Below are 23,344 nucleotides of genomic sequence, written 5' to 3' on the forward strand. Positions count from 1 at the left end.
ACAGGGGGAGGCGTGCATTTGGTTGCGGGTCCCGACTCCGGTAATGTTCACGCTCGGTGAGACCGCCCGAGGGTGCCTGGAGGATTGGGCATATCGGGCTAGTCGGACCATTGGGGTATGGTGTAATCGGCAGCACGACTGGTTCTGGTCCAGTTAGTCTAGGTTCGAGTCCTGGTACCCCAGCGTAGAGCGCTGGCGCATCCACCGCGGTGGATGGGTTAGAGTTCTCTCCGGCGCGACGTCCTCGGACGTCGAACCATTAGGCCCCCATCGTCTAGCGGCCTAGGACGCCGCCCTCTCACGGCGGTAACACGGGTTCAAATCCCGTTGGGGGTACGACCGCACCACCTCGGTGGTGCGTCTCCCGGTTCGTCCGGGAAGTTCTGGCCCCCATCGTCTAGCGGCCTAGGACGCCGCCCTCTCACGGCGGTAACACGGGTTCAAATCCCGTTGGGGGTACCAACAAGAGCCCGACCGGCAGGCGCCGGTCGGGCTCTTCTTCGTTGCGCCCAAGGGTACTGGTCGAGCTCCTCAAGAATGCTGGTCGAGCTGCCCCACGCTGGTCGAGCCTGTCGAGACCTGGTGCCGCGTCTCGACAGGCTCGACGGGCGTCTGCACCTCGACGGGCGCCTGTGCCTCGACGGGCGTCCGTATCTCGACGGGCTCGGGCGACTCAGGGCCCCGGCGGGTACGACGGGGGCTGCTCGCCCGGGACGCTCGTCTGCAAGGGCTGCGTGGCCGCGCCGGAGTAGCTGTCCCAGCGCGAGGGCGGCGGCGGGGGCGGGGGTGCGGCGTCCCCGGACGCGGGGCCGTCGCCTGCGACTGCGTCCGACGGGAGCTGGTCCTCTTCGGGAACCTTCGTTCCCGGGCCGCCGTTACCGAAGAGCGTGTCGCAGAGCTTCTGGTAGGTGGCGTCGGGGTCGGCCACCCATTCGACCTTGCGGAGCGCCTGCTCCTGGCCGGCCGACTCCATGAGAAACGTCCCGTACCCGAGCACCCGCCCGGGGACGGAGCGTGAGTAGTTCATGTCCGTGACCTTGCGCATCGGCATCATGGCGACCTTGCGGATGATGAGCCCGTAGACGAGCAGGACGCGCTTGTCGGTCGCGACGAAGATGTCGGCGCGCCACTCGAGGCACCGCCAGGCGGCGCGCGCCGCGGCGAGGAGCCACAGGACCCAGAGCCCTTGGGCGAGCGGACCGACGGTCGGCTCGAGCCAGGCGACGAGCATCGCGGCGACAGGGAGTGCGACGACCGCCAGGCCGACGGGCCCGGCCACCGACGCCCAGTGTCGGCGCGCGGCGATGACGACACGCTCGTCGCGCAGGACGTACGGCCTGACCGACGCGGGGACGTCCTCGGGCCTCATGTCATGCCAGCAGCGTCGAGAAGAACGTGCCGAGGCTGGCGAAGCCCTGGGCGATGACGTTCCACACGCCGCGCAGGACGCCGGCGGCCTGGTCCGGGCTCGTGACGATCGCGTAGATCACGAAACCGACGATGAGCCAGACCACGAGCAGCTTGACCTTGTGCGGCATACGGATGAGCTCCTCGGTCGAATGGGCAGAGGGCACCACGAACGGCACCAGTCATCGGCAGTGTAGCCATTCGGGCGAACCAGGCATCGTGCTGTCCTGGGCGTGTCGCGAGGCGGCGCCCTTACTCGCCGGAGCGGCGCAGAACCTCCGTCAGGCGGTTCGCCGCTGCGACGACCGAGCCCGAGTGCAGGCGACCTGGCTGGCGCGACAGCCGTTCCACCGGTCCGGAGATCGAGACGGCGGCCACGACACGACCGGACGGGCCGCGCACCGGGGCCGAGACCGAGGCGACCCCGACCTCACGCTCGCTGACGGACTGCGCCCAGCCGCGACGTCGGACGCCGGAGAGGATGGTCGCCGTGAAGCGGGCCTCGCGGAGCCCGCGGTGCAGGCGGTCCGGCTCCTCCCAGGCGAGGAGCACCTGGGCCGCGGAGCCGGCGTGCATCGTGAGCGTCGCGCCGACCGGGATCGAGTCGCGGAGCCCGATGGGGCGTTCGGCCGCGGCCACGCAGATGCGGTGGTCGCCCTGCCGTCGGTACAGCTGTGCGCTCTCGCCGGTGTGGTCCCGCAGTGCCGTCAGCACCGGGTTCGCGGCGGCCAGCAGGCGGTCCTCGCCGGCTGCGGTGGCGAGCTCGTTCAGGCGTGGCCCGAGGACGAAGCGTCCCTGCATGTCACGCGCGACGAGCCGGTGGTGCTCGAGTGCGACGGCCAGTCGATGGGCGGTCGGCCGGGCAAGCCCGGTCGATGTGACCAGCTGCGCGAGGGTCGCGGGTCCGGACTCCAGGGCGCCCAACACGGACGCTGCCTTGTCCAGGACGCCGACTCCGCTAGTATTGTCCATAGGTCGATATTAGCGTCTCGCCTCGTGAGATGCTAGCCGGGCTTCCGGCGAGTCGACGTGACCACCGTGTCGGGCCGCGCACAGCAAGTATCTCGCGGGCCCGGCAGCCACGCAGGTAGGAGAGGAACACCATGGCCGGGACGCTGGCGGAGAAGGTCTGGGACGCACACCTCGTGCGTCGCGGGAGCGACGGAGCACCAGACCTGCTGTACATCGATCTGCACCTGCTGCACGAGGTGACGAGCCCGCAGGCCTTCGAGGGACTGCGTCTGGCCGGGCGTGGGCTCCGTCGTCCGGACCTCACGATCGCGACGGAGGACCACAACACCCCGACGCTCGACATCGACCTGCCGATCGCCGACCTCACCAGCCGCACGCAGATCGACACCCTCCGCAACAACGCGCGCGAGTTCGGCGTGCGGATCCACTCGCTCGGCGACGCCGACCAGGGCATCGTCCACCAGGTCGGTCCGCAGCTCGGCCTGACCCAGCCTGGCCTGACGGTCGTGTGCGGCGACTCTCACACGTCGACCCACGGCGCGTTCGGTGCGCTCGCCTTCGGGATCGGCACGTCCGAGGTCGAGCACGTCATGGCCACGCAGACGCTCCCGCTGGCCCCGTTCAAGACCATGGCGATCAACGTCGACGGCGCGCTGCCCCCGGGCGCGACGAGCAAGGACATCATCCTGGCGATCATCGCCAAGATCGGCACCGGCGGCGGGCAGGGATACGTCCTCGAGTACCGCGGCGAGGCGATCCGCAAGCTGTCGATGGAAGCCCGCATGACCATCTGCAACATGTCGATCGAGGCCGGTGCCCGCGCCGGTCTGATCGCGCCGGACGAGACGACCTTCGAGTACCTGAAGGGCCGCCCGCATGCCCCGGAGGGCGCGGACTGGGACGCGGCGCTGGAGTACTGGAAGACGTTGCGGACGGACGACGACGCGGTCTTCGACACCGAGGTCCACCTCTCGGCGTCCGACCTCGAGCCGTTCGTCACGTGGGGCACGAACCCCGGCCAGGGGCTGCCGCTCTCTGCGAACGTCCCCGTCCCGGCCGAGATCGCGGACGAGGGCGAGCGGGTCACCGCCGAGCACGCCATCGAGTACATGGGGCTGACCGCCGGTCAGCCGCTGCGCGAGATCGCGATCGACACGGTCTTCATCGGCTCGTGCACCAACGGTCGGATCGAGGACCTGCGCTCGGTCGCCAAGGTCCTGCAGGGGCGGCGCAAGGCGGAGACGCTGCGCGTGCTCGTGGTCCCGGCCTCCGCACGCGTCCGGCTGCAGGCCGAGGCCGAGGGGCTGGACCAGATCTTCGTCGACTTCGGTGCGGAGTGGCGCAACGCGGGCTGCTCGATGTGCCTGGGCATGAACCCCGACCAGCTGGCGCCCGGCGAACGGTCCGCCTCGACGTCGAACCGCAACTTCGAGGGGCGTCAGGGCAAGGGCGGGCGGACCCACCTCGTCTCACCTCTCGTCGCGGCCGCGACGGCGATCCGGGGCACGCTCTCCTCGCTCGAGGACCTCGACCTGGGCGACGACGTCGACATCACGACCTTCGACGGCACGCCGCTGGCCCCGCTCGACCCGCGCGTCCCGCTGCAGGTCTGAGTCCACGCCGCCGATCGAGCACCCCTCTCACGTTCAGGAGCACCTCATGGAGAAGTTCACCACCCACACCGGTGTCGGCGTCCCGCTGCGTCGGACCAACGTCGACACCGACCAGATCATCCCGGCCGTCTACCTCAAGCGCGTGACCCGCACCGGGTTCGAGGACGCGCTCTTCGCCGCCTGGCGCGGTGACGAGTCGTTCGTGCTCAACCAGCCCGCCTACTCGAGCGGATCGGTCCTCGTCGCGGGCCCCGACTTCGGGACCGGCTCGTCCCGCGAGCATGCGGTCTGGGCGCTCAAGGACTACGGGTTCAAGGTCGTCCTCGCCTCGCGCTTCGCGGACATCTTCCGCGGCAATTCCGGTAAGCAGGGTCTGCTCGCCGGTATCGTCGCCCAGGAGGACGTCGAGCTCCTCTGGAAGATCCTGGAGACGAACCCGGGCACCGAGCTCACCGTGAACCTCGTCGAGCGGACCGTCGCGGCCGACGACGTTGTCGTGCGCTTCGAGGTCGACGACTACACCCGCTGGCGTCTGATGGAGGGCCTCGACGACATCGGCCTGACCCTCCAGCACGAGGAGGAGATCACCACGTTCGAGGCCACGCGCGCGTCGTGGCGCCCGAAGACGCTTCCCGCCAAGCACCTCCCGCCCGTCGAGATCGAGGCGGCTCGCCCCGCCTGATCGACGCCGGTCCCGGCACGAGAGGCCCGTCCGCGCTGCGGGCGGGCCTCTCGTCGTTCTGACGACCACCCGGTTGATCGTGCTGACAGGCCGTCGAGTCCGCTGGGTACACTCGCACCCGTGCTGACCGAGCAGACGACGAACGGCGCTCGCGCGCTCGCGATCTCGTCGACCGTTCTGGCAGCCGGGACCGGGGCTCACGTCATGGGTGGCGGGGCTCTCCCGTCGCTCCTGGCACTGGCCGCGCTCGCGTCCTTGACCCTCGCCGTCGCGAGTGCGCTCGCGCGCCTGAGGCCGCGTCTCGCAGTTCTCGGTCCGGTCATGGTCGCGTCGCAGTACGCGTTGCACCACGCGTTCATGTACCTCGGAACGGGGAGCACGAGCTCCGCGACGGGCGCTGCTCACGCGCACCACGGGGCTGCGGTGGACCTCGGGACGATGACCGCGACGGCCGCCGGGCACGATCACACCACGTCCGCCCTCATGACGGTCACGCACGCGGTCGCCGCGCTCGTCGCCGCTCTTCTCATCACCTCCAGCGACAGAGCGGGCCGCGCCGCCGCACGGTGGTGGAGCGCGCTCGTTCCTGCGGTGCCCGCGGTCTCTCCTCTTCCGGCACGACTCCGCGCGGTTCTCCCGCGCGGTCCGCAGGTGCCTGCGCTCACCCCTGCCTTCCGCCGCTGCGTGCAACGCAGAGGGCCCCCAGAGCTCCACGCCGCCTGACCACGTCGGGCACGTCTCGCCCGCACCAGCGTGGGCGCATCGAGTCTTCTGGAACCCCTCTGACCACATGGAGCACGACTATGTCTCGCACGACCCTGAACAACCGCACCAGCACGACCTCCCGCAGCCTGGCCGTCGTCGGTCTCGTCGCCGCCGCCGGACTGCTCGCCGGCTGCGCCGACGACGGCGCGGACGCCGCGGCGTCGGACGCGGAGACGGCCACCACCGCCGAGGCCGACGCGCTCGCCGTCACGGACCCCTGGACGAAGGCCACGGACACCGGCATGACGGCAGCGTTCGGTGAGATCGAGAACGACGGTGACGCCGACGTCCGCATCGTCTCTGCCACGACCGACGCCAGCCCCACCGCGGAGCTGCACACCATGGCCGAGGGGGAGGACGGCGACATGGTGATGACCGAGGTCGAGGACGGGTTCCTCGTCCCGGCCGGAGGTTCGATCACGCTCGAGCCGGGCGGGGACCACGTCATGATCATGGGTGTCACCGAGGCGATCGAGCCGGGTGCCGACGTCAACGTCACCCTCACGCTCGACGACGGGTCGACCCTCGACGTCGTCGCGCCGGCCCGGTCGTACTCGGGCGCCAACGAGTCGTACGACGAGGACTCGGGCGACGACGCGGACATGGACCACGGCGACATGGACATGGACGCCGACGCATCATGAGCCGGGAAGGACTGAACCGTCGGTCCTTCCTCACGGGTGGCGCCGCCGCGATCGGCGGCGCCGCCCTGGCGCTGGGTGGACGGGCCGTCTGGGACGAGGAGCCCGTCCCGATGCCCGCGCCCGACGCCGTCGGGCAGGCCACCGAGGAGTTCCGCGGAATCCGCCAGGCCGGTGTGTCGACACGACCCCAGGCCTTCGCGTCGTTCGTCGCGCTGGACCTGAGGTCGGACGTCGACCACGACGCACTCGTCCGGCTCATGAGGATCTGGACGGACGACATCGAGCGGCTCTCGCAGGGCCGCGCTCCGCTCGCCGACACCGAGCCCGAGCTCGGCGCGGTCCCGGCACGGCTCACGGTCACGGTCGGCTACGGCCCGGCGGTCTTCCGCGCCGCAGGGCTCGAGCGACTCGCACCCGCCTGGCTGCGCCCGCTGCCGGCGTTCACCGTCGACCGGCTCGAGGATCGTTGGAACGACGGCGACGTCGTCCTCCAGGTCTGCGCCGACGACGAGACCACCGTCGCCCACGCGGTGCGGCTCCTGGTCAAGGACGCACGCACGTTCGTCACCGTCCGGTGGTTGCAGCGCGGGTTCCGGAGCACCCCGGGGAGCACGCCCCCGGGGACCACGATGCGCAACCTCATGGGTCAGGTCGACGGGACGAGGAACCCTGACCTGGGCGTCGAGCCCGAGCTCGTGTGGCAGCCGGACGGTGCCTCGGACGCACTCGCGGGCAGCACCTCGCTCGTCGTCCGCCGGATCGCGATGAACCTCGACACCTGGGACGAGCTGGACCGCGACGGTCGTGAGAAGGCCGTCGGCCGGCGCCTCGACACGGGAGCGCCGCTGACCGGGAGAAAGGAGCACGACGTCCCGGACCTCGACGCCGTCGACGCGAACGGTCTCACCGTCATCGCCCCGTTCGCCCACGTACGACGGGCGCGAGACGACGAGCACCCCGAACAGCGGTTCCTCCGTCGGGGGTACAACTACGACGAGGCCCCGGCACCGGGCGAGCTGTCGTCGTCCGGACTGATCTTCGCCACCTACCAGGCGGACGTGGACACCCAGTTCGTACCCATCCAACGGCGGCTCGACGAGCTCGACCTGCTCAACGAGTGGACCACCCCGATCGGCTCGGCCGTCTTCTTCGTCCCCGGCGGCGCGCGGGCGGGTGAGTATCTCGGGCAGCGGCTCCTCGAGTCGTAGGCCGCGTACGAGGCCTGTGGCGCTCGAGGCGTGGATAATCGTCCGAGTCACACACCCGATCGATGAGGACAGGTCATGAGCGACGTGCTGTACGTAGACGGCGGGACACCGCTGAACGGGTCGATCCGGGTGCGGGGGGCGAAGAACTTCGTCTCGAAGGCGATGGTCGCCGCGCTGCTCGGGGAGTCGCCGAGCGAGCTGCGGAACGTCCCGGACATCCGCGACGTCGCCGTCGTGACCGGTCTGCTGTCCCTGCACGGGGTCAAGGTGGACGCGGACTCGGAGGCCGGCACGTTGTCGATGGACCCGACGGACGTCGAGTCCGCGCACGTGGCGGACATCGACGCGCACGCCGGGGCGAGTCGTATCCCGATCCTGTTCTGCGGGCCGTTGCTGCACCGTCTGGGCGAGGCGTTCATCCCCGACCTGGGCGGATGTCGCATCGGCGACCGGCCCATCGACTACCACCTGGAGATCCTGCGGCAGTTCGGTGCGGTCGTGGAGAAGCGGGAGGCGGGGATCCACATCACCGCTCCGCAGCGGTTGCGGGGCACCAAGATCTCGCTGCCGTACCCCTCGGTGGGGGCGACCGAGCAGCTGTTGCTGACGGCCGTGCGCGCCGAGGGCGTGACCGAGCTGTCGAACGCCGCGATCGAGCCCGAGATCATGGACCTGATCGCCGTGCTGCAGAAGATGGGCGCGATCATCTCCGTCGACACCGACCGGGTCATCCGGATCGAGGGGGTCGACCGGCTCGAGGGCTACCGCCACACCGCGCTGGGTGACCGGATCGAGGCGGCGTCGTGGGCGTCGGCAGCGCTGGCCACCGGTGGTGACGTGTTCGTCGCGGGGGTCGGGCAGCCGGGGATGATGACGTTCCTCAACGTGTTCCGGAAGGTCGGCGGGCAGTTCGACGTCCGCGACGACGGGATCCGGTTCTGGCACCCGGGAGGCCGGCTGCGGTCGATCGTGCTGGAGACCGAGGTGCACCCGGGTTTCATGACCGACTGGCAGCAGCCCCTCGTCGTCGCCCTGACTCAGGCGACCGGCGTGTCGATCGTGCACGAGACGGTCTACGAGAACCGGTTCGGCTTCACCGAGGCGCTGCGCGGGATGGGCGCCACGATCCAGGTGTACCGCGAGTGCCTCGGCGGAGGGACCTGCCGGTTCGGGCAGCGGAACTTCAAGCACTCGGCCGTCGTCTCGGGTCCGACGCCGCTGCACGCCGCGGACATCGAGGTTCCCGACCTGCGGGGCGGCTTCTCGCACCTGATCGCGGCCCTGGCGGCGACCGGTACCTCCACCGTGCGCGGGATCGACCTGATCGACCGCGGGTACGAGCACTTCCAGGACAAGCTCGAGGCGCTCGGCGCCAACGTCTCCCGCGGCAGCCTGTAGGCTCTGCGCCCGTGACTTCCGCCCGCCCCGTGAACCGCACGTACCGTGCGGCAGCGGTGTTCCTGCGCCCGATCCTGTCGTCCATGACCCGCCGCGACTGGCAGGGCTCGGAGCACCTCGCCGGGTCCGACGGCGTGATCGTGGCCGCGAACCACGTGACGCAGTTCGACCCGCTCACCCTGGCCCACTTCCTCTACGACCAGGGCCGCGCCCCGGCGATCATGGCCAAGCACTCCCTGTGGGACGTGCCGGTGCTGGGCACGATCCTGACGAACACCGGGATGATCCCGGTCCGCCGCGGATCCTCTGCTGCGTTGGAGTCGTTGGAGACGGCGTCCGACCGCCTGGCGGAGGGACGGTGCGTCGCGGTCTTCCCCGAGGGGACGGTCACCCGTGACCCCGACCTGTGGCCCATGGTCGGCAAGACCGGGACGGCGCGCCTCGCGCTGATGTCGGCAGCGCCCGTGGTTCCCGTCGCGCAGTTCGGCGCGCACCAGATCCTTCCGGCGTACTCGAAGAAGTTCCGTCCCTTCCCGCGCAAGGACGTCTCCGTCCACGCGGGGCCGCCCGTGGACCTGGACGACCTGCGCGACCGGCCGGTGGACGGTCTCGTCCTGAAGGACGCCACGGCCCGCATCATGAAGGCGATCACCGACCTGGAGGCAGGCATCCGCGGTGAGACGCCCCCCGAACCATTCGACCCGCGCGCGGCGCGTTTCACGGAGGACAGATGACGACGACGGTAGCGGTACTCGGTGCGGGCAGCTGGGGGACGACGTTCGCGGCCGTGCTCGCGGACGCGGGCTGCGACGTCCGGCTCTGGGGTCGTGACGAGACCACCGTCGCCGAGATCAACGCCGACCGACGGAACACGCGCCGACTGCCCGGTATCGATCTCCCGCAGGGGATCCACGCGACCACCGACGTCGTCGCGGCTCTCGCGGACGCCTCGATCGTCGTCATCGCGATCCCTTCCCAGTCGGCTCGCGCCACGCTGGCGCCGCTCGCCGAGCACGTCGCCGAGGGCGCCGTCGCCGTGTCGTTGATGAAGGGCGTCGAGCTCGGCACGGACCTGCGGATGAGCGAGGTGGTGGCCGAGGCCCTGCAGATCCCCGCCGAGCGCGTCGCGGTCGTCTCCGGGCCGAACCTGGCACGCGAGATCGCGGACCACCAGCCCACGGCCACGGTCGTGGCGGCGCCGGACCCTGCGGTGGCGCGGGTCGTCGCGGACGCGTGCACGACGGCGTACTTCCGCCCGTACACCAACGCCGACGTCATCGGTGTCGAGCTCTGCGGCGCCGTGAAGAACGTGATCGCGCTCGCCGTCGGCATGGCCCAGGGGCGTGGCTTCGGGTTCAACACGACCGCCACGGTCATCACGCGCGGACTCGTGGAGATCACCCGCCTGGGCAAGGCCCTGGGCGCCGACGAGCGGACCTTCGCCGGACTCGCCGGCATGGGAGACCTCGTCGCGACCTGCTCGAGCCCGCTCTCGCGCAACCACACCCTCGGCAAGAACATCGGTCGGGGCATGACGCTCGCGGAGGCGGTCGAGGCCACCGGTGGCACCGCGGAGGGCGTGAAGTCCTGCCGGTCCGTGCTGGAGCTCGCCACGAAGACAGGGATCGAGATGCCCATCGTCGAGGGCGTGGCAGCGGTTCTCGGTGACGGACTCGGCGTCGACGAGATGGCGCGGGCACTGCTCTCTCGCCCGCAGAAGGACGAGACGACCGACACCCGCGCCTGAGGGGGCGGTCAGCCGTCCCGCAGGTCGATGACCACCCGGGTCGGGTCCTTGAGGGAGAACACCCGGAACGGCACCTCGGCGTCGACGCCGACGAACACCTGCGTCTGGCCCTCGAAGATGTGGTCGTAGCGCACCTCCTCGAGGACGGCCGTCCCGGCGGCCGCGACCCGGTCGGGGCCTGGATACTCCTCCTGACCGGAGTCCATCGGGTAGGCCGAGCCGGTCACGGTGACCTGCAGGATCGCCTCGCCCTCGACGTCGAGCTCGACACCGCTGCCGTCCTGGACGGCGCTGTCGACGTACTCGGCGCGCCAACCCGGGGTCCCGGTCCCGCCGAGGTCGAGGACGACGCGGTCGTAGCCGTCGTGGACGCCGACACGGATGTCCGTCACGGTGAGGGCGGCGTCACCGCTCGCGTCGCTCGTGTCGACCGCCGTCGTCGCAGGGAACGGGACGTCGGAGTCGTCGTCCTCGGTCGTCGCGTCGTCCGTCGGCGCGTCCTGCTCGGTCTCGTCCGCGTCCTGGGTCGTCGGCGCGGGCTCCGTGTCCTCGGCGACCGACGACGTGGCGGTGCCCGTCGCGGTCGGTTCGGGCGCGGCCTGGTCGTCGGAGCATCCCGAGGCCGCCAGCACGGCACCGGTCAGGGCGACGGCGGCGGCGAGTCGGGCCGTTCGTGGGTGGTGCACGGGTGTCCCTTCGCGGCAGTTTGTCGGGATCGGTCTGCCGGCAGGGTCCCAGCATGCCCGGCTTCTCGATGTTCTGCCTGTCGCTCGTCGCCGAGTCAGGCGGGCGCCCCGTCTGACGACTCCAGGGGAACCCGGTCCAGGGCCCGACGCAGGTCGGCCCAGAGATCCTCGACGTCCTCGATGCCGACGCTCATCCGGATCAGGTCGTCGGGCACGGTCGTCGACTCCGTGGGGAACCGACGTCTGCGCTCCAGGCATGACTCGACCCCGCCGAGGCTCGTCGCGGGGACCCAGAGGCGTACGGCGTCGACGAGAGCGTCGGCGACCTCCCGGCCGCCCCGGGGTCGCAGGCCGATGATCGACCCGAACCCGTGCATGTCCCGCGCGGCGCGGGCATGGCCGGGGTCCGACTCGAGGCCGGGGTGGCGCACCTCGAGCACGGCCGGGTGCTTCTCGAGACGTCGTGCCAGCTCCAGGGCTGTCGCCTGGGAGCGCTCGACGCGCAGCGCCAGCGTGCGTACACCGCGCAGGGCGAGCCAGACCTCCCACGGCCCGGGGATGGCTCCGTGCAGCGTCCGGTACCCACGGACCCGGCGGGCGAGCTCCGGCTCGTCCGTCACGACCGCGCCGAGGACGACGTCGGAGTGCCCGGCGAGGTACTTCGTCACCGAGTGCACGACGAGGTCGGCGCCGAGGGTCAGCGGCTGCTGGCCGAGCGGCGTCGCGAACGTGTTGTCGACCGCCGTCAGCACGCCGCGCTGCCGTGCCGCGTCGAGCAGGGCCGGGAGGTCTGCGACCTCCAGCATCGGGTTGGTCGGCGACTCGAGGATCGCGAGGTCGGCACCGTCGAGGGCGGCCACCACCTGGTCCGTGTCCGCGACGTCGACCCGGCGGACCGTGACGTCGGCGCGGGCAGCGAGGTCGTCGGCGAACCCGAGGGTCACCTGGTACGCGTGGCGCGGGACGACGACGACACCCCCGACGGGGACGAACGAGAAGACCGACGCGATGGCGGCCATGCCCGACGCGAAGACGACTCCCGGCTCGCTCGCGCGTTCGAGCGCCGCGATCGTCTCCTCGAACGGGTGCCACGTCTCGGTGTCCATCCGGGTGTAGAGCGGCTCACCGGGCTGCGGGACGCCGTGCGACACGTAGGTCGAGGAGAGGACGACCGGCGGGTTCACGGGACTGCCCTGCTCACGTGGCGGTCGGCCGCCGCTGACGGCGACCGTGGCGGCGGTGTACGAGGACTCGTCGGGGTGCGTCGGCATGGAGCCAGGGTACGACCGCAGAGGCGCCGGAGGACATCTCGTGTCTCGGCAGGACGGTTCCGGTCGGGTAGTCTCGGCCCCGATGTCCAGCCACTCTGAGCCCCCGCGCAAGCCCCGAGTCCTCGTCCTCTTCGGAGGGCGTTCGGGCGAGCATGCCATCTCCTGCGCCACCGCGGCCGGAGTCCTCCAGGCGATCGACCGCGACCGCTACGAGGTGCTCCCCGTGGGGATCACCCGCGCGGGCAAGTGGGTCCGGGCGGTGGACGATCCTGACGCGTGGAAGCTCGGCGAAGGCCGGCTGCCCGAGGTGCTCGACGCCGCCGAGGAGATCTCGATCCCGCTGGCGGCGGGCGACGACGTCGTGCGCCTCGCCGACGGCGAGACGCCGCCCCGGCAGCTCGGTGCCGTCGACGTGGTCTTTCCCCTGCTCCACGGCCCCTTCGGCGAGGACGGCACGGTCCAGGGCCTGCTCGAGCTGGCCGACCTCCGCTACGTCGGCGCCGGCGTGCTCGCGTCGGCGGTCGGGATGGACAAGCACTTCATGAAGCTCGTCCTTGCGGGCTCCGACCTGCCCGTCGGGCCGTACGTCGTCATCCGGCCGGGGGAGTGGGAGCGGTCGCCGCAGACGTGGACGGACACCGTCGCGGGCCTCGGCCTCCCCGTCTTCGTGAAGCCGGCGCGCGCCGGGTCGAGTCTCGGGATCAGTCGGGTGGACGACCTGGCACAGCTCCCGGCCGCCGTCGCCGCCGCGCAGGAGCACGACCCGAAGGTGATCGTCGAGGCCGGGATCGTCGGACGGGAGATCGAGTGCGCCGTTCTCGGTGCCCGTCCCGGAGAACGCCCGCGTGCGTCCCTGCCGGGGGAGATCGTCGTGACCTCCGACGAGCACAGCTTCTACGACTTCGAGTCGAAGTATCTCGACGAGTCGGGCGTCACGCTGGCATGCCCGGCGGACCTGCCCGAGCACGTGACCGCCGAGATCAGGGAGCTGGCCGTGCGGACCTTCGAGGCGGTCGGTGCCGAGGGCCTCTCCCGGGTCGACGTCTTCGTGACCCCGGACGAGCGCGTGATCGTGAACGAGATCAACACGATGCCTGGCTTCACACCGTTCTCGATGTACCCGCGCATGTGGGAGCGGACGGGGATCTCCTACCCCGAGCTCGTCGACGAGCTGCTCACGCTCGCCCTGGAACGCCCGACCGGTCTGCGCTGACGCGCTCGCCGGGACTACTCCTCGGCGTCGGGGGCAGCGGTCTTGACGTCCTCGAGCCCGACGCACGTGCGCGTGGCCGGTGCCTCGGAGACGGCGCGGTTGAGGTCGGCGACGAACGAGGTCGACCGGTCCTCGGTGATCGCCGGCGGTACCTGGACCTCGACGGCCGGGTCACGGCCGTAGGTCACGAAGGTCCACGTGCCCTCGTCGTCCGGGGCGGCGAGCCAGTCGACGTCTCCGGAGGAGCTCTCGACCGTCAGGCACGGGGCTTCCGCCGTCGGTCCGGGCGGCTCCACGCCGCAGCGGAGCGTGATGGCCGCTCCGGGCTCGCCCCAGGCCGTCGTCGCCTGGCTGTTGGTAGGTACCTGGGGAAGGCCGGCGAGCTCGTCCGGGACGGAGAGCACGATGCTGGCGCAGACCGGGTCGGTGGCGTCCTCCGCCGCGGGGACACCGATCGTGGGCGCGCATCCGGTGAGGACGACGCCGCTCGTCGCGACGAGCAGGACGGCGGCGGCCGAGCGTCGCGACGGACGGGCGACGGGGTGGTGGGCGTGCACGGCTCCACCGTATCCGCCCGGAAGCGTCGACCCGTACGCGGACTAGGGTGACGTGCGTGACGGGAGAGCGAGCGGACCAGACGCAGACGGTGGCCCAGACGTCGGAGGAGGAGCTGCTCCGCCAGATCTTCCCGCTGCTGCCGCCCGGGCGGGCGACGATCGTCCCGCCGGGCGACGACGCCGCGGTCGTCGCCGCGCCGGACGGACGGTTCGTGGTCAGCACGGACGTCCTGGTCGAGGACAGGCACTTCCGTCGACGCTGGTCGAGCGGCGAGGATGTCGGACGGCGCGCCGCGGCCCAGAACCTCGCCGACGTCGCGGCGATGGGAGCCCGCCCGACGGCGTTGGTCGTCTCCTTGGTGACGCCCGCCGACCTGCCGGTGGAGTGGGTGCTGGGCGTCGCGCGCGGCCTGGCTGCCGGGTGTGGCCCCGTGGGTGCGGCCGTGGTCGGCGGCGACCTCTCGTCCGGGCCGGTCGTGGTCGTGTCCGTGACCGTGCACGGCACGCTCGAGGGCCGCGCACCGGTGCTGCGCTCGGGCGCCCGGGCGGGCGACGTCCTCGCGTACGCGGGCGTCCGCGGCCGCTCTGCCGCGGGCCTCGCGCTCCTGGAGGCGGGCGTCGTCGGCCCCGACGACGCCCGGACCGCCGGATACCTGCGTCCCGAGCCGCCCCTTGCGGCGGGTCCGGTCGCCGCGGACGCCGGTGCGACGGCGATGCTCGACGTCTCGGACGGGCTGCTGCGCGACGCCGCGCGGATCGCGCGTGCCAGTGACGTGGCGATCGACGTGCGGTACGGGGCGTTCGACGCGGACGTGGCGGCGTTGCAGCCCGCTGCACGTGACCTCACCCTGATCGCCCAGACGGACGCGGACGCGGCCGGGGTCGCGTCGCGGACGGATGCTCTGGTGCGGGACTGGATCCTGGCGGGCGGAGAGGACCACGGACTGCTCGCGACGTTCCCCGAGGGCGCTGTCCCCGCACCGTTCGTCCAGGTCGGACGGGTCACGGCGGGCGAGGGGGTGACCGTGGACGGTCTTCCGCCCGGGGGGTCGGCGACAGGCTGGGACCACTACGGCAGCCGCTGAGCGACCCCGGGGTCAGTTGCGACGGAAGCGCAGCTGGGTGAGGTCCTTGCCGCCGATCTCCTCGCGCTTCTCGACGCCGTCCGGTGCGAAGCCGTGGCGTCGGTAGAAGTGCTGGGCGCGGTCGTTGTCCGCGATCGTCCAGAGCGTCACCGTGGCGTCGGCGTCGACGTCGGAGAGAACGGTGCGCATGAGGTCCCTGGCCACGCCGCGGCCCCAGGCCTCCGGGTCGAGGTAGATCGCGTAGATCTCCTGGTCACGGGGCTCGGCGTCCTCGTCCCGGCCGGGACCGACGACGACGAAGCCCAGCGTCCGGCCGTCCGCGAGAGCGACCCAGGTGCGGCTCGGGTGGTCCTCGCCCAGGTAGCGGGCGAAGAACTCGGTGCGGTGGTCGACATCGAGCGAGGCGAGGTAGTCGTCCGCGACGATCCCGGCGTAGGCGTACCGCCAGGAGGTCACGTTCACCGTCGCGATCTCCGCAGCGTCGTCCGGCTGGGCACGGCGGATCTTGACCTCGCTGATGTCGTTCATACGGCCGATTATCCCACCTGGGAGGCGGCCTGGCCATGCCACCGACGGCGAGCGGTGCACGAACCTCGCCGGGACGACAAAAGCCCGCCGGGAGATCCCGACGGGCCTTGTGCTGTGCGGTGGGCGTCAGACGCGACGCGTCACCTTGCCGGCCTTGAGGCACGACGTGCACACGTTGACACGCTTGGGGGCACCGGCCACCACGGCGCGGACGCGCTGGATGTTCGGGTTCCAACGGCGCTTCGTGCGGATGTGCGAGTGCGAGATGCTGTGCCCGAAGCTCGGGCCCTTGCCGCAGACGTCGCAGTTGGCAGCCACGGTTACTCCTGATCGTCGTGCACGTGCCGCGGCTCGAGGCAGCGACAACGTCCTTCAAATGGTCTGGGGGAGGCCCGGCGCAGGCCAGGCAACCTGCTTAGAGTAGCCGACCGGGGCCGAGGACTCAAGTCCGGCTCGTGCGCGATGAGCGCACTAACCTGACACAGGCAATGCAGTGCGGTGCAACGATACGGGAGATCCGACGGATGGATGACGCCCCCTGGACAGATCAGGGCGCAGGCACGGTGGACGTCGCCCTCGTGGACGCGTGGGTCCGTCTGTCGGTCGACGAGCTGACCGCGGTCCGTCCACGCCTGGACGCGCTGAACGTGTTCCCGGTCGCCGACGCCGACACCGGGACGAACATGCTGCTCACGATGCGCGCGGGCAGCGACGCGTCGCACGGTGCGGATCTGTCGACCGTCCTCACGACGCTCGCCCGGGGCGCGCTGCTCGGGGCCCGGGGGAACTCCGGTGTGATCTTGGCCGCATACCTGGGCGGGATCGCCCTGCACCTCGGCTCGGCAGAGGGAGCGAGCGCGACAGACCTCGCCGACGCACTCGCCGCCGGGGCCGTCGCCGCCCGGGACGCCGTGGCCGACCCCGTGCCCGGGACCGCGCTGACCGCCGCCGACGCCGCCGCCTCCGCGGCCAGGGCGTGCGCCGGCGAGGTCGACAGGGCCCAAACCGTCCGCGGCGTCGCCACGGTCGCCGCCGACGCGGCCGACCGCGCCGTCGAGGAGTCGAGCTCGCTCCTCGCGGTCCTGCGGGACGCCGACGTTCCCGACGCGGGCGCCGCGGGTATCGCCGCCGTCCTCGGAGCGCTCGCGCGGGCGGCCGGCGCCTCTCGGCCCCGGGCCGAGACGGAGCTCCCCCACCACGAGGTCGACCGACCGAGCGGTGGCCCGGAGTTTGAGGTGATGCTCGTCGTGCGGGCCGCACCGGAGGCCCCGCCCGAGGTCGACGTCGCCGCAGGGCTGCGGCAGGCCCTGACCGAGTGCGGCGACTCCGTGGCGGTCGTCGCCGGTCCGGGGCACTGGCAGGGTCACGTGCACACGGACCGCCCGCTCCGTGCGCTCGCCGCCGCACAGGAGGTGGCGGATTCCGCCGGCGCCGAGATGCGCCAGATGTGCGTCCACTCGCTCGACCTGCCCGGTCACCACGCGGGTGCACTCTCCGAACCGGCGGTTCCGGGAAGCCTGGGCGTCGTCGTCGTCACCGCCTCCCCGGGCCTGGTCACGGACTACGCCCGGGCGGGCGCCGTCGTGCTCGTCAGTCCCGGAGACCTGGAGCAGAGCGAGCTCGACCGGGCTCTGGCAGAGGCCGGCGGCGCGACGACGGTCGTGCTCCCCGCCGTCGCCGCCGGGCCGGACCTCGACGTCCGCGGAGCGACGGTCGTGCCCGCGCCCACGGACCTGCACGCCGTCGCGGCCCTCGCGGCGGTCCAGGTCGCGGATGGCCCTGTCCTCGACGCGATGGTGCACGCCGCTGCCTCGGTGCGGGCGACCCGGGTCGAGCCCGGGGACGACGTCACCGTGACTGTCGGAGGGGTGATGCACCCTGGGATCGAGGTCCTGACCCTGCTGCACGCCGACGGATGCACACCCGCGGACCTGCGTGCCGTGACCGACGTGGTCGAGGCCGCCAGCCCGGGTGTCGAGATCGTCGTCCTCGCCTCCGGGAGGCCCGGACGAACGATCGAGGTGGGAGTCGAGTGACCGACCGACTGACAGAACCCCTGTCCGCCGTCCTGGGAGCACGCAGTGCCGCCCCGCTGGCGAAGATGGGCATCGAGACGGTCTCCGACCTGCTCGGGCACTATCCGCGGCGCTACGGCGACCCGGGGCGGGTCAGCGACCTCGCAGCGCTCGCGATCGGCGAGCACGTCACGGTGATGGCCCGGGTCGCGCGGGCCACGGTTCGCCAGATGAGGTCCCGTGGAGGCGCGATGCTCCAGGCGGTCGTCACGGACGGCACGCACAACCTCTCGCTGACGTTCTTCGCGAAGCGCGCGGGAGTCCTGCGGCACCACGAGGACCGGCTCCGGCCCGGCCGGATGGGGCTGTTCACGGGCGTCGTCGGCGACTACCGGGGGGAGCGGCAGCTCACGCACCCGGACTACCTCATCGTCGGGGTCGACGCCGACGACGAGGAGTCCGCGCTCGTCGAGGCAACCAGACCGATCCCGATCTACCCGGCGAGCGCGAGCGCCCCGAGCTGGCGCATCCAGCGCGCGGTGCGCACCGTCCTGGACCCGCTCACGGAGGACGACGTCCCGGACCCCGTCCCGCAGGGCGTGCGGCACGGGCACGGCTGGGGCAGCAGGCTCGAGGCGCTGCGCGACGTCCACGAGCCGTACGACGAGAGGCAGTGGCGCCGCGGTCGGGATCGTCTGCGGCACGAGGAGGCCTTCGTCCTGCAGGCGGCGCTCGCACAGCGCCGCGCCGCCACGGCGGCGGAGGAGGCGACGTCGCGGCCTCCGCGAGGCGGCGAGGCACCCGGCCTCCTGGCGGCCTTCGACGCCGCGCTCCCGTTCGTCCTGACCGCCGGGCAGCAGGAGGTCGGGGCCCAGATCGCGGAGGATCTCGCGCGGCACCGACCCATGCAGCGGCTCCTGCAGGGCGAGGTGGGGTCGGGCAAGACCGTCGTCGCGCTGCGCGCGATGCTGCAGGTCGTCGACGCCGGCGGTCAGGCCGCACTTCTGGCCCCGACAGAGGTCCTCGCCGCGCAGCACGCCCGGACCCTGCGGGGACTGCTCGGACCGCTCGCCGAGGCAGGCATGCTCGGCGGTGCCGAGAGCTCGACCCGGGTGGCGCTGCTGACCGGTTCCCTCGGTGCGGCGGCCCGTAAGGAGGCTCTGCTCGACGCCGCGAGCGGTGCGGCCGGGATCGTCGTCGGCACCCACGCGCTCCTCGGCGACCAGGTCCGGTTCGCGGACCTCGGCCTCGTCGTCGTCGACGAGCAGCACCGGTTCGGTGTCGAGCAGAGGGACGCGCTCCGTGCGAAGGCCCGCACCACGCCGCACCTGCTCGTCATGACGGCGACGCCGATCCCGCGCACGGTCGCGATGACGGTCTTCGGCGACCTCGAGACGTCCACGCTGTCCGAGGTCCCGGCCGGCAGGTCTCCCGTCACGACGGTCGTCGTCCCCGCCGCGAACGAGACGTGGACCGCGCGGATGTGGGGTCGGATCCGCGAGGAGGTCGACGCCGGGCGTCGCGCCTACGTGGTATGTGCGCGCATCGACCCGGACGAGTCCGCCGACGTCACGGCCGAGCCCGAGGGGGACGTCGATCTCGTGGACCTCCTGGAGGCGGGCGACCCGGGCGCGAGCGCGGCCCCGCTCCGGGCGGTCGTCGAGGTCGCAGCGGAGCTGGAGCAGGTGCCCGCGCTGGCGGGCGTCGGGGTCGGGATGCTCCACGGGCGGATGTCGCCTGCCGAGAAGGACCGCGCGATGGCCGACTTCGCGTCCGGGGCCGTTCCCGTCCTGGTCTCCACGACGGTGGTCGAGGTCGGCGTGGACGTTCCCGCGGCCACGGTGATGGTCGTGTTCGACGCCGACCGGTTCGGTCTCTCGCAGCTGCACCAGCTCCGAGGACGCGTCGGTCGAGGGTCCGACCCCGGCCTGTGCCTGCTCGTCTCGACGGCGCAGCCGGGGACTCCCGCAGCCGTCCGCGTCGAGACGATGGCGGAGACGACGGACGGGTTCCGCCTGGCCTCGGTCGACCTCGAGCTGCGCAGCGAGGGCGACGTTCTCGGCGCCGCGCAGTCCGGGCGGGGGAGCTCCCTCAAGCTGCTCCGCGTGGTCAAGGACGCTCCGGTGATCGAGCAGGCGCGTCACGACGCCAGCGCCGTCGTCGAGGAGGACCCCACGCTGGCCCGGCACCCCGACCTTGCCGCGGCGATCGCGCAGCAGCTGGACCCGCAGCGCGAGGAGTTCCTCGATCGCGCGTAGCCGCTGTCCGGCCCGGTGCGCCGGGCTCGTCGGCCGGTCGATACGCTCGGGGCATGACGAGGATCGTTGCCGGTGAATTTGGTGGCCGCACCCTGCACGTCCCACCGCGGGGGACCCGCCCGACGAGCGACCGGGTGCGCGAGGCGATCTTCTCGCGGCTCGAGCACCACGGCGTCCTGGCCGACGCCCGGGTGCTCGACCTCTACTCGGGCTCGGGCGCCCTCGGTCTCGAGGCGGTCAGCCGCGGCGCCGCGCACGCCACGCTCGTGGACGCCGCGCGTTCCGCCGTGGAGATGGGCCGTCGCAACGCCCAGGAGCTCGGCGCGACCGCAGTCGTGGCCGTGCACGAGAAGGCCGAACGATTCGTCGCCACCGCGCCCGCCGAGCCGTGGGACGTCGTCTTCTGCGACCCGCCCTACGACGTGCGCGGCGAGACGGTCGACGCGCTGCTCGCGGCCCTGGACGAGACCGGTGCGCTCACCGACGACACGCTCGTCGTGGTCGAGCGCTCGAGCCGGAGCGCCGCGCCGGCATGGCCCGCGGGGTGGGAGGCCGACGTGAGCAAGGCGTACGGCGAGACGACCGTGCACTACGCGTTCGCCGGGCCGGCGAGGGACGCCTAGACACGCCTTCGCAGGCCTCGCCGCAGCGCCCGGTGTACTAGCGTGGAGCCGTGACCACCGCCGTCTGCCCCGGGTCGTTCGACCCCTTCACCCTCGGACACCTCGACGTCGTCCGGCGTGCCCGCTCCGTGGTCGACGACGTCGTCGTCGCAGTGGCCCGGAACGCCTCGAAGTCGGCGCTGCTCGACGCCGAGACGCGCCTGGAGATCGTGCGGGACGCACTGTCAGAGGCCGGGCTGGACGACGTGCGCGCGGCGCTCGTCCCCGGTCTGCTCGTGGACTTCTGCACCGAGATCGGTGCGACCGTCGTCGTCAAGGGTCTGCGCGGCGGCGCGGACCTCGACGCCGAGCTGCCGATGTCGCACATGAACCGTCACCTCGCGGGCGTCGAGACCGTATTCGTCACGGCCGACCCCGCCCTCGCGCACGTCTCGTCCTCGTTGGTCAAGGACGTCGCACGATTCGACGGACCCATCGACGACCTCGTCCCCGCCGGGGTCGGCAGCGTCGTCCGGGCCGCATTGCAGTCATCCAAGGGAGCATGACCATGTCTGAGCAACCGACCGACCGCCGGCACCAGGGCGCCGAGATCCCACCTGGCGTCGGGGCGCTCCTCGACGAGCTCGTGACGATGGTCGAGAACGCGCGGACCATGCCGATGTCGTCCTCCGTCCTCGTCCACCGGGGCGAGGCCCTGGGCCTGATCGACGAGATCCGCGACGGGCTCCCGGACGAGATCGAGCGGGCGGACGAGACTCTCAAGGAGGCCGAGCAGGCGCTCGCGGACGCGAACCGGGACGCCGAGGACATCGTGCGGACGGCCCGGGCCCGGGCGATCGAGCTGGTGCAGGCCGAGCAGGTCGTCGTGCAGGCGCGCTCGCAGGCCCACGAGATCGTCGAGGAGGCGGAGGCGACCGCCGCGGAGCTGCGCGCGGACGCGGACGACTACTGCGACCGGCGACTCGCGGACTTCGAGATCGACCTGGGCAAGATCCTGTCCCAGGTCCAGGCGGGCCGGGCCCGGTTGGCGCAGCGGCGCGACGACGTGTGACGCCTCTCTCGTCGCACCCGGCGTCGACGATGGCGTAGGATTGTGCGTTGGCCCGGTGTACTCGCCTGGGTCAGGCGCCCCGCGGCGCCGAACTCCCACCCTTGAGAGACCAGGACTTCACTGTGGACCGCCACCCGACGCTCGACCCTCGGTCGCCGTTCGTGCTCGACATGCACGATCTCGCGCGCCGTCCCGGGTCCATGCTGACGGTCGAGCGCGCCCTGGAGGCCCCGGCCGATCTGGGTTCTGCGCTCGTCGGGGTCCCCGAGGGATCTCCTGTGGCACTTGACGTGCGCATGGAGGCCGTGATGGAGGGTGTCCTGGTCTCCGGGACCGCCCGCACCATGATGGTCGGCGAGTGCGGGCGATGCCTGGATCAGTTCAGCCGCGAGATCGTCGCGGACATTCAAGAGTTGTTCGTCTACCCGGACCGCGCCAACGTGGCGGAGGAGACCGGGGACGACGACGAAGACCTGCGCGAGCTCGACGGTGATCTTGCCGACATCGAGCCCGTGCTTCGGGATGCTGTGGTCACTGCACTACCATTCCAACCGTTGTGCTCGCCGGACTGTGCCGGCCTCTGCTCCGAGTGCGGGGCGCGGCTTGAGGACGATCCGGACCACGCGCACGAGATACTCGACCCCCGGTGGTCGGCACTTCAGAGCATGTTCGAGGACTCGAACGTGTCCGACAAGACGAAAGAGAGCTAGCCGTGGCTGTTCCGAAGCGCAAGATGTCGCGCAGCAACACCCGTGCGCGCCGTTCGCAGTGGAAGACGTCCGCCGCGACCCTCGCCACCTGCCCGCAGTGCAAGGGCAACAAGCTGTCGCACGCAGCCTGCCCGACCTGTGGCTCGTACAAGGGTCGCCAGTACGCCGAGGCGCTGCGCACCGAGCACGCGGGCTGACGCCTGTGGCGCCGGCTGCGACCGGTCTTCTCGAGAAGCTCGGGGTCCATCTGGACCCCGAGCTTCTCGTGCTTGCCTTGACCCACCGGTCCTTCGCATTCGAGAACGGCGGCATCCCCACCAACGAGCGCCTGGAGTTCCTGGGCGACTCAGTCCTGGGGATCGTCGTCACCGAGGAGCTGTACCGCGCTCACCCCGACCTGCCGGAGGGTGACCTGGCCAAGATGCGTGCCGCGACGGTCTCGCAGAAGTCGCTGGCTGCCGTCGCGCGTGAGCTGGAGCTGGGGCAATACATCCTGCTCGGCATCGGCGAGCGTCGGACGCGGGGCTTCGACAAGGACTCGATCCTCTCGGACACGGTCGAGGCGCTCCTCGGGGCGGTGTACCTCACCCACGGCATCGAGACGTCTCGTGAGCTCGTGCTCCGCCTGGTGCGCGGAACGCTGGACCGCGCCGCCGACCTGGGCGCGGGCCTGGACTGGAAGACGTCGCTGCAGGAGGCCGCCGCACTCCGGGGCCGGAGCGCACCGGTCTACGAGATCGAGGCCGAGGGGCCCGACCACGCGCGGGTGTTCACGGCCTCGGTGCTGCTCGACGGGGAGGTCCGTGGGACCGGCACGGGCACCGCGAAGAAGCATGCCGAGCAGGGTGCTGCCGAGGCCGCGTACCGCGCGCTGACGGCGGACGAGCCGCTCGGTACCGACCGGTAGCCGG

At 71.8% G+C, this 23,344-nt stretch carries 26 protein-coding genes and 3 tRNA genes; 21 read left to right on the forward strand and 8 right to left on the reverse strand.

Annotation, left to right across the window (positions count from 1 at the left end):
* Window positions 1-111 precede the first annotated feature (111 nt).
* The 3 genes from BLU20_RS06680 (at window position 112) to BLU20_RS06690 (ending at window position 462) form a co-directional block, all read left to right on the forward strand.
* Window positions 112-183: transfer RNA gene (locus tag BLU20_RS06680), tRNA-Gln, on the forward strand.
* An 80-nt stretch (window positions 184-263) separates the two neighbouring features.
* Window positions 264-336 (forward strand) — tRNA-Glu (locus BLU20_RS06685).
* A 50-nt stretch (window positions 337-386) separates the two neighbouring features.
* Window positions 387-462 (forward strand) — tRNA-Glu (locus tag BLU20_RS06690).
* Window positions 463-673: 211 nt separating this feature from the next.
* Here BLU20_RS06690 and BLU20_RS06695 read toward each other — a convergent pair.
* The 3 genes from BLU20_RS06695 to BLU20_RS06705 all read right to left on the reverse strand — a co-directional run bounded on the left by BLU20_RS06695 (window position 674) and on the right by BLU20_RS06705 (window position 2,379).
* Window positions 674-1,369 (reverse strand): PH domain-containing protein, encoded by a 696-nt coding sequence (locus tag BLU20_RS06695; protein WP_083372039.1) that lies wholly within the window; start codon window positions 1,367-1,369, stop codon window positions 674-676.
* Window position 1,370: 1 nt separating this feature from the next.
* A complete protein-coding gene (locus tag BLU20_RS06700; protein WP_157270358.1) occupies window positions 1,371-1,574 on the reverse strand; it encodes a hypothetical protein in 204 nt (67 codons plus the stop codon).
* 85 nt (window positions 1,575-1,659) lie between these two features.
* Complete coding sequence (locus BLU20_RS06705; RefSeq protein ID WP_029253753.1) at window positions 1,660-2,379, reverse strand: IclR family transcriptional regulator; 720 nt, start codon at window positions 2,377-2,379, stop codon at window positions 1,660-1,662.
* 131 nt (window positions 2,380-2,510) lie between these two features.
* Here BLU20_RS06705 and leuC point away from each other — a divergent pair, with 131 nt between their 5' ends.
* The 8 genes from leuC (at window position 2,511) to BLU20_RS06745 (ending at window position 10,436) form a co-directional block, all read left to right on the forward strand.
* Window positions 2,511-3,992 carry a 3-isopropylmalate dehydratase large subunit gene (leuC, locus tag BLU20_RS06710; protein WP_029253754.1) on the forward strand — a complete coding sequence of 494 codons (1,482 nt, stop codon included), beginning with the start codon at window positions 2,511-2,513 and terminating at the stop codon, window positions 3,990-3,992.
* Window positions 3,993-4,038: 46 nt separating this feature from the next.
* The gene (leuD, locus tag BLU20_RS06715; RefSeq protein WP_029253755.1) at window positions 4,039-4,674 is read left to right on the forward strand and encodes a 3-isopropylmalate dehydratase small subunit; all 636 of its coding nucleotides are present in this window, start codon (window positions 4,039-4,041) and stop codon (window positions 4,672-4,674) included.
* A gap of 120 nt (window positions 4,675-4,794) precedes the next feature.
* Window positions 4,795-5,397, forward strand: coding sequence for a hypothetical protein (locus BLU20_RS06720; RefSeq protein WP_083372040.1), 603 nt, complete (start codon window positions 4,795-4,797; stop codon window positions 5,395-5,397).
* An 80-nt stretch (window positions 5,398-5,477) separates the two neighbouring features.
* Window positions 5,478-6,083: a copper chaperone PCu(A)C gene (locus tag BLU20_RS06725; protein WP_083372041.1), complete on the forward strand. Its 606-nt coding sequence runs from the start codon at window positions 5,478-5,480 to the stop codon at window positions 6,081-6,083.
* On the forward strand, window positions 6,080-7,291 hold the full coding sequence (locus BLU20_RS06730) for a Dyp-type peroxidase (protein ID WP_083372042.1): 1,212 nt from the start codon (window positions 6,080-6,082) through the stop codon (window positions 7,289-7,291). The genes BLU20_RS06725 and BLU20_RS06730 overlap by 4 nt, the downstream gene beginning before the upstream one ends.
* A gap of 75 nt (window positions 7,292-7,366) precedes the next feature.
* The gene (gene murA / locus BLU20_RS06735) at window positions 7,367-8,689 is read left to right on the forward strand and encodes a UDP-N-acetylglucosamine 1-carboxyvinyltransferase (protein WP_029253759.1); all 1,323 of its coding nucleotides are present in this window, start codon (window positions 7,367-7,369) and stop codon (window positions 8,687-8,689) included.
* An 11-nt stretch (window positions 8,690-8,700) separates the two neighbouring features.
* Entirely contained in the window at window positions 8,701-9,423 is a 723-nt protein-coding gene (locus tag BLU20_RS06740; RefSeq protein WP_231959130.1) for a lysophospholipid acyltransferase family protein, read from the forward strand.
* On the forward strand, window positions 9,420-10,436 hold the full coding sequence (locus BLU20_RS06745) for an NAD(P)H-dependent glycerol-3-phosphate dehydrogenase (protein ID WP_083372043.1): 1,017 nt from the start codon (window positions 9,420-9,422) through the stop codon (window positions 10,434-10,436). Before BLU20_RS06740 ends, BLU20_RS06745 begins: the two co-directional genes overlap by 4 nt.
* An 8-nt stretch (window positions 10,437-10,444) precedes the next feature.
* Here the strand turns inward: BLU20_RS06745 and BLU20_RS06750 are convergent, their stop codons facing one another.
* Entirely contained in the window at window positions 10,445-11,122 is a 678-nt protein-coding gene (locus BLU20_RS06750; RefSeq protein ID WP_083372044.1) for an AMIN-like domain-containing (lipo)protein, read from the reverse strand.
* Window positions 11,123-11,217: 95 nt separating this feature from the next.
* On the reverse strand, window positions 11,218-12,393 hold the full coding sequence (locus BLU20_RS06755; protein ID WP_083372045.1) for a trans-sulfuration enzyme family protein: 1,176 nt from the start codon (window positions 12,391-12,393) through the stop codon (window positions 11,218-11,220).
* An 82-nt stretch (window positions 12,394-12,475) separates the two neighbouring features.
* Here BLU20_RS06755 and BLU20_RS06760 point away from each other — a divergent pair, with 82 nt between their 5' ends.
* Complete coding sequence (locus tag BLU20_RS06760) at window positions 12,476-13,606, forward strand: D-alanine--D-alanine ligase family protein (RefSeq protein ID WP_083372046.1); 1,131 nt, start codon at window positions 12,476-12,478, stop codon at window positions 13,604-13,606.
* 14 nt (window positions 13,607-13,620) lie between these two features.
* Here the strand turns inward: BLU20_RS06760 and BLU20_RS06765 are convergent, their stop codons facing one another.
* Entirely contained in the window at window positions 13,621-14,163 is a 543-nt protein-coding gene (locus BLU20_RS06765) for a DUF3515 family protein (protein WP_231959131.1), read from the reverse strand.
* 56 nt (window positions 14,164-14,219) lie between these two features.
* Between BLU20_RS06765 and BLU20_RS06770 the strand changes: the two genes are divergently transcribed.
* A complete protein-coding gene (locus BLU20_RS06770; RefSeq protein ID WP_083372955.1) occupies window positions 14,220-15,248 on the forward strand; it encodes a thiamine-phosphate kinase in 1,029 nt (342 codons plus the stop codon).
* A 12-nt stretch (window positions 15,249-15,260) separates the two neighbouring features.
* Here the strand turns inward: BLU20_RS06770 and BLU20_RS06775 are convergent, their stop codons facing one another.
* Window positions 15,261-15,776 (reverse strand): GNAT family N-acetyltransferase, encoded by a 516-nt coding sequence (locus BLU20_RS06775; protein WP_029253767.1) that lies wholly within the window; start codon window positions 15,774-15,776, stop codon window positions 15,261-15,263.
* A gap of 126 nt (window positions 15,777-15,902) precedes the next feature.
* The gene (gene rpmB / locus BLU20_RS06780; protein WP_029253768.1) at window positions 15,903-16,094 is read right to left on the reverse strand and encodes a 50S ribosomal protein L28; all 192 of its coding nucleotides are present in this window, start codon (window positions 16,092-16,094) and stop codon (window positions 15,903-15,905) included.
* 206 nt (window positions 16,095-16,300) lie between these two features.
* Between rpmB and BLU20_RS06785 the strand changes: the two genes are divergently transcribed.
* The 8 genes from BLU20_RS06785 to rnc all read left to right on the forward strand — a co-directional run bounded on the left by BLU20_RS06785 (window position 16,301) and on the right by rnc (window position 23,340).
* The gene (locus BLU20_RS06785; RefSeq protein WP_172829039.1) at window positions 16,301-17,812 is read left to right on the forward strand and encodes a DAK2 domain-containing protein; all 1,512 of its coding nucleotides are present in this window, start codon (window positions 16,301-16,303) and stop codon (window positions 17,810-17,812) included.
* Window positions 17,809-20,049, forward strand: coding sequence for an ATP-dependent DNA helicase RecG (locus BLU20_RS06790; protein WP_172828957.1), 2,241 nt, complete (start codon window positions 17,809-17,811; stop codon window positions 20,047-20,049). The genes BLU20_RS06785 and BLU20_RS06790 overlap by 4 nt, the downstream gene beginning before the upstream one ends.
* Window positions 20,050-20,102: 53 nt before the next feature.
* Entirely contained in the window at window positions 20,103-20,672 is a 570-nt protein-coding gene (rsmD, locus tag BLU20_RS06795) for a 16S rRNA (guanine(966)-N(2))-methyltransferase RsmD (protein ID WP_083372049.1), read from the forward strand.
* A gap of 50 nt (window positions 20,673-20,722) precedes the next feature.
* Window positions 20,723-21,217 carry a pantetheine-phosphate adenylyltransferase gene (gene coaD / locus BLU20_RS06800; RefSeq protein WP_083372050.1) on the forward strand — a complete coding sequence of 165 codons (495 nt, stop codon included), beginning with the start codon at window positions 20,723-20,725 and terminating at the stop codon, window positions 21,215-21,217.
* A gap of 2 nt (window positions 21,218-21,219) precedes the next feature.
* Complete coding sequence (locus BLU20_RS06805; RefSeq protein ID WP_052367163.1) at window positions 21,220-21,723, forward strand: ATP synthase subunit B family protein; 504 nt, start codon at window positions 21,220-21,222, stop codon at window positions 21,721-21,723.
* A gap of 200 nt (window positions 21,724-21,923) precedes the next feature.
* The gene (locus BLU20_RS06810; RefSeq protein ID WP_231959132.1) at window positions 21,924-22,433 is read left to right on the forward strand and encodes a YceD family protein; all 510 of its coding nucleotides are present in this window, start codon (window positions 21,924-21,926) and stop codon (window positions 22,431-22,433) included.
* 2 nt (window positions 22,434-22,435) lie between these two features.
* Window positions 22,436-22,630 carry a 50S ribosomal protein L32 gene (rpmF, locus tag BLU20_RS06815; protein ID WP_029253775.1) on the forward strand — a complete coding sequence of 65 codons (195 nt, stop codon included), beginning with the start codon at window positions 22,436-22,438 and terminating at the stop codon, window positions 22,628-22,630.
* Window positions 22,631-22,635: 5 nt separating this feature from the next.
* Window positions 22,636-23,340, forward strand: a complete 705-nt coding sequence (rnc, locus tag BLU20_RS06820) for a ribonuclease III (protein WP_083372051.1) — start codon at window positions 22,636-22,638, stop codon at window positions 23,338-23,340.
* The last annotated feature ends 4 nt before the right edge of the window (window positions 23,341-23,344 follow it).

The organism is Paraoerskovia marina (genome assembly GCF_900105445.1).
Taxonomy (GTDB): Bacteria; Actinomycetota; Actinomycetes; order Actinomycetales; family Cellulomonadaceae; genus Paraoerskovia; species Paraoerskovia marina.

Excerpts from the sequence above, each read along its gene's own strand:
- BLU20_RS06730 (WP_083372042.1), top strand. The coding sequence starts at position 6,080 with ATGAGCCGGGAAGGACTGAACCGTCGGTCCTTCCTCACGGGTGGCGCC.
- leuC (WP_029253754.1), top strand. The coding sequence starts at position 2,511 with ATGGCCGGGACGCTGGCGGAGAAGGTCTGGGACGCACACCTCGTGCGT.
- BLU20_RS06760 (WP_083372046.1), top strand. The coding sequence starts at position 12,476 with ATGTCCAGCCACTCTGAGCCCCCGCGCAAGCCCCGAGTCCTCGTCCTC.
- BLU20_RS06805 (WP_052367163.1), top strand. The coding sequence starts at position 21,220 with ATGTCTGAGCAACCGACCGACCGCCGGCACCAGGGCGCCGAGATCCCA.
- rsmD (WP_083372049.1), top strand. The coding sequence starts at position 20,103 with ATGACGAGGATCGTTGCCGGTGAATTTGGTGGCCGCACCCTGCACGTC.
- leuD (WP_029253755.1), top strand. The coding sequence starts at position 4,039 with ATGGAGAAGTTCACCACCCACACCGGTGTCGGCGTCCCGCTGCGTCGG.
- murA (WP_029253759.1), top strand. The coding sequence starts at position 7,367 with ATGAGCGACGTGCTGTACGTAGACGGCGGGACACCGCTGAACGGGTCG.
- BLU20_RS06745 (WP_083372043.1), top strand. The coding sequence starts at position 9,420 with ATGACGACGACGGTAGCGGTACTCGGTGCGGGCAGCTGGGGGACGACG.
- BLU20_RS06785 (WP_172829039.1), top strand. The coding sequence starts at position 16,301 with ATGGATGACGCCCCCTGGACAGATCAGGGCGCAGGCACGGTGGACGTC.
- BLU20_RS06775 (WP_029253767.1), bottom strand. The coding sequence starts at position 15,776 with ATGAACGACATCAGCGAGGTCAAGATCCGCCGTGCCCAGCCGGACGAC.
- BLU20_RS06695 (WP_083372039.1), bottom strand. The coding sequence starts at position 1,369 with ATGAGGCCCGAGGACGTCCCCGCGTCGGTCAGGCCGTACGTCCTGCGC.
- BLU20_RS06755 (WP_083372045.1), bottom strand. The coding sequence starts at position 12,393 with ATGCCGACGCACCCCGACGAGTCCTCGTACACCGCCGCCACGGTCGCC.
- BLU20_RS06725 (WP_083372041.1), top strand. The coding sequence starts at position 5,478 with ATGTCTCGCACGACCCTGAACAACCGCACCAGCACGACCTCCCGCAGC.
- BLU20_RS06810 (WP_231959132.1), top strand. The coding sequence starts at position 21,924 with ATGCTGACGGTCGAGCGCGCCCTGGAGGCCCCGGCCGATCTGGGTTCT.
- BLU20_RS06705 (WP_029253753.1), bottom strand. The coding sequence starts at position 2,379 with ATGGACAATACTAGCGGAGTCGGCGTCCTGGACAAGGCAGCGTCCGTG.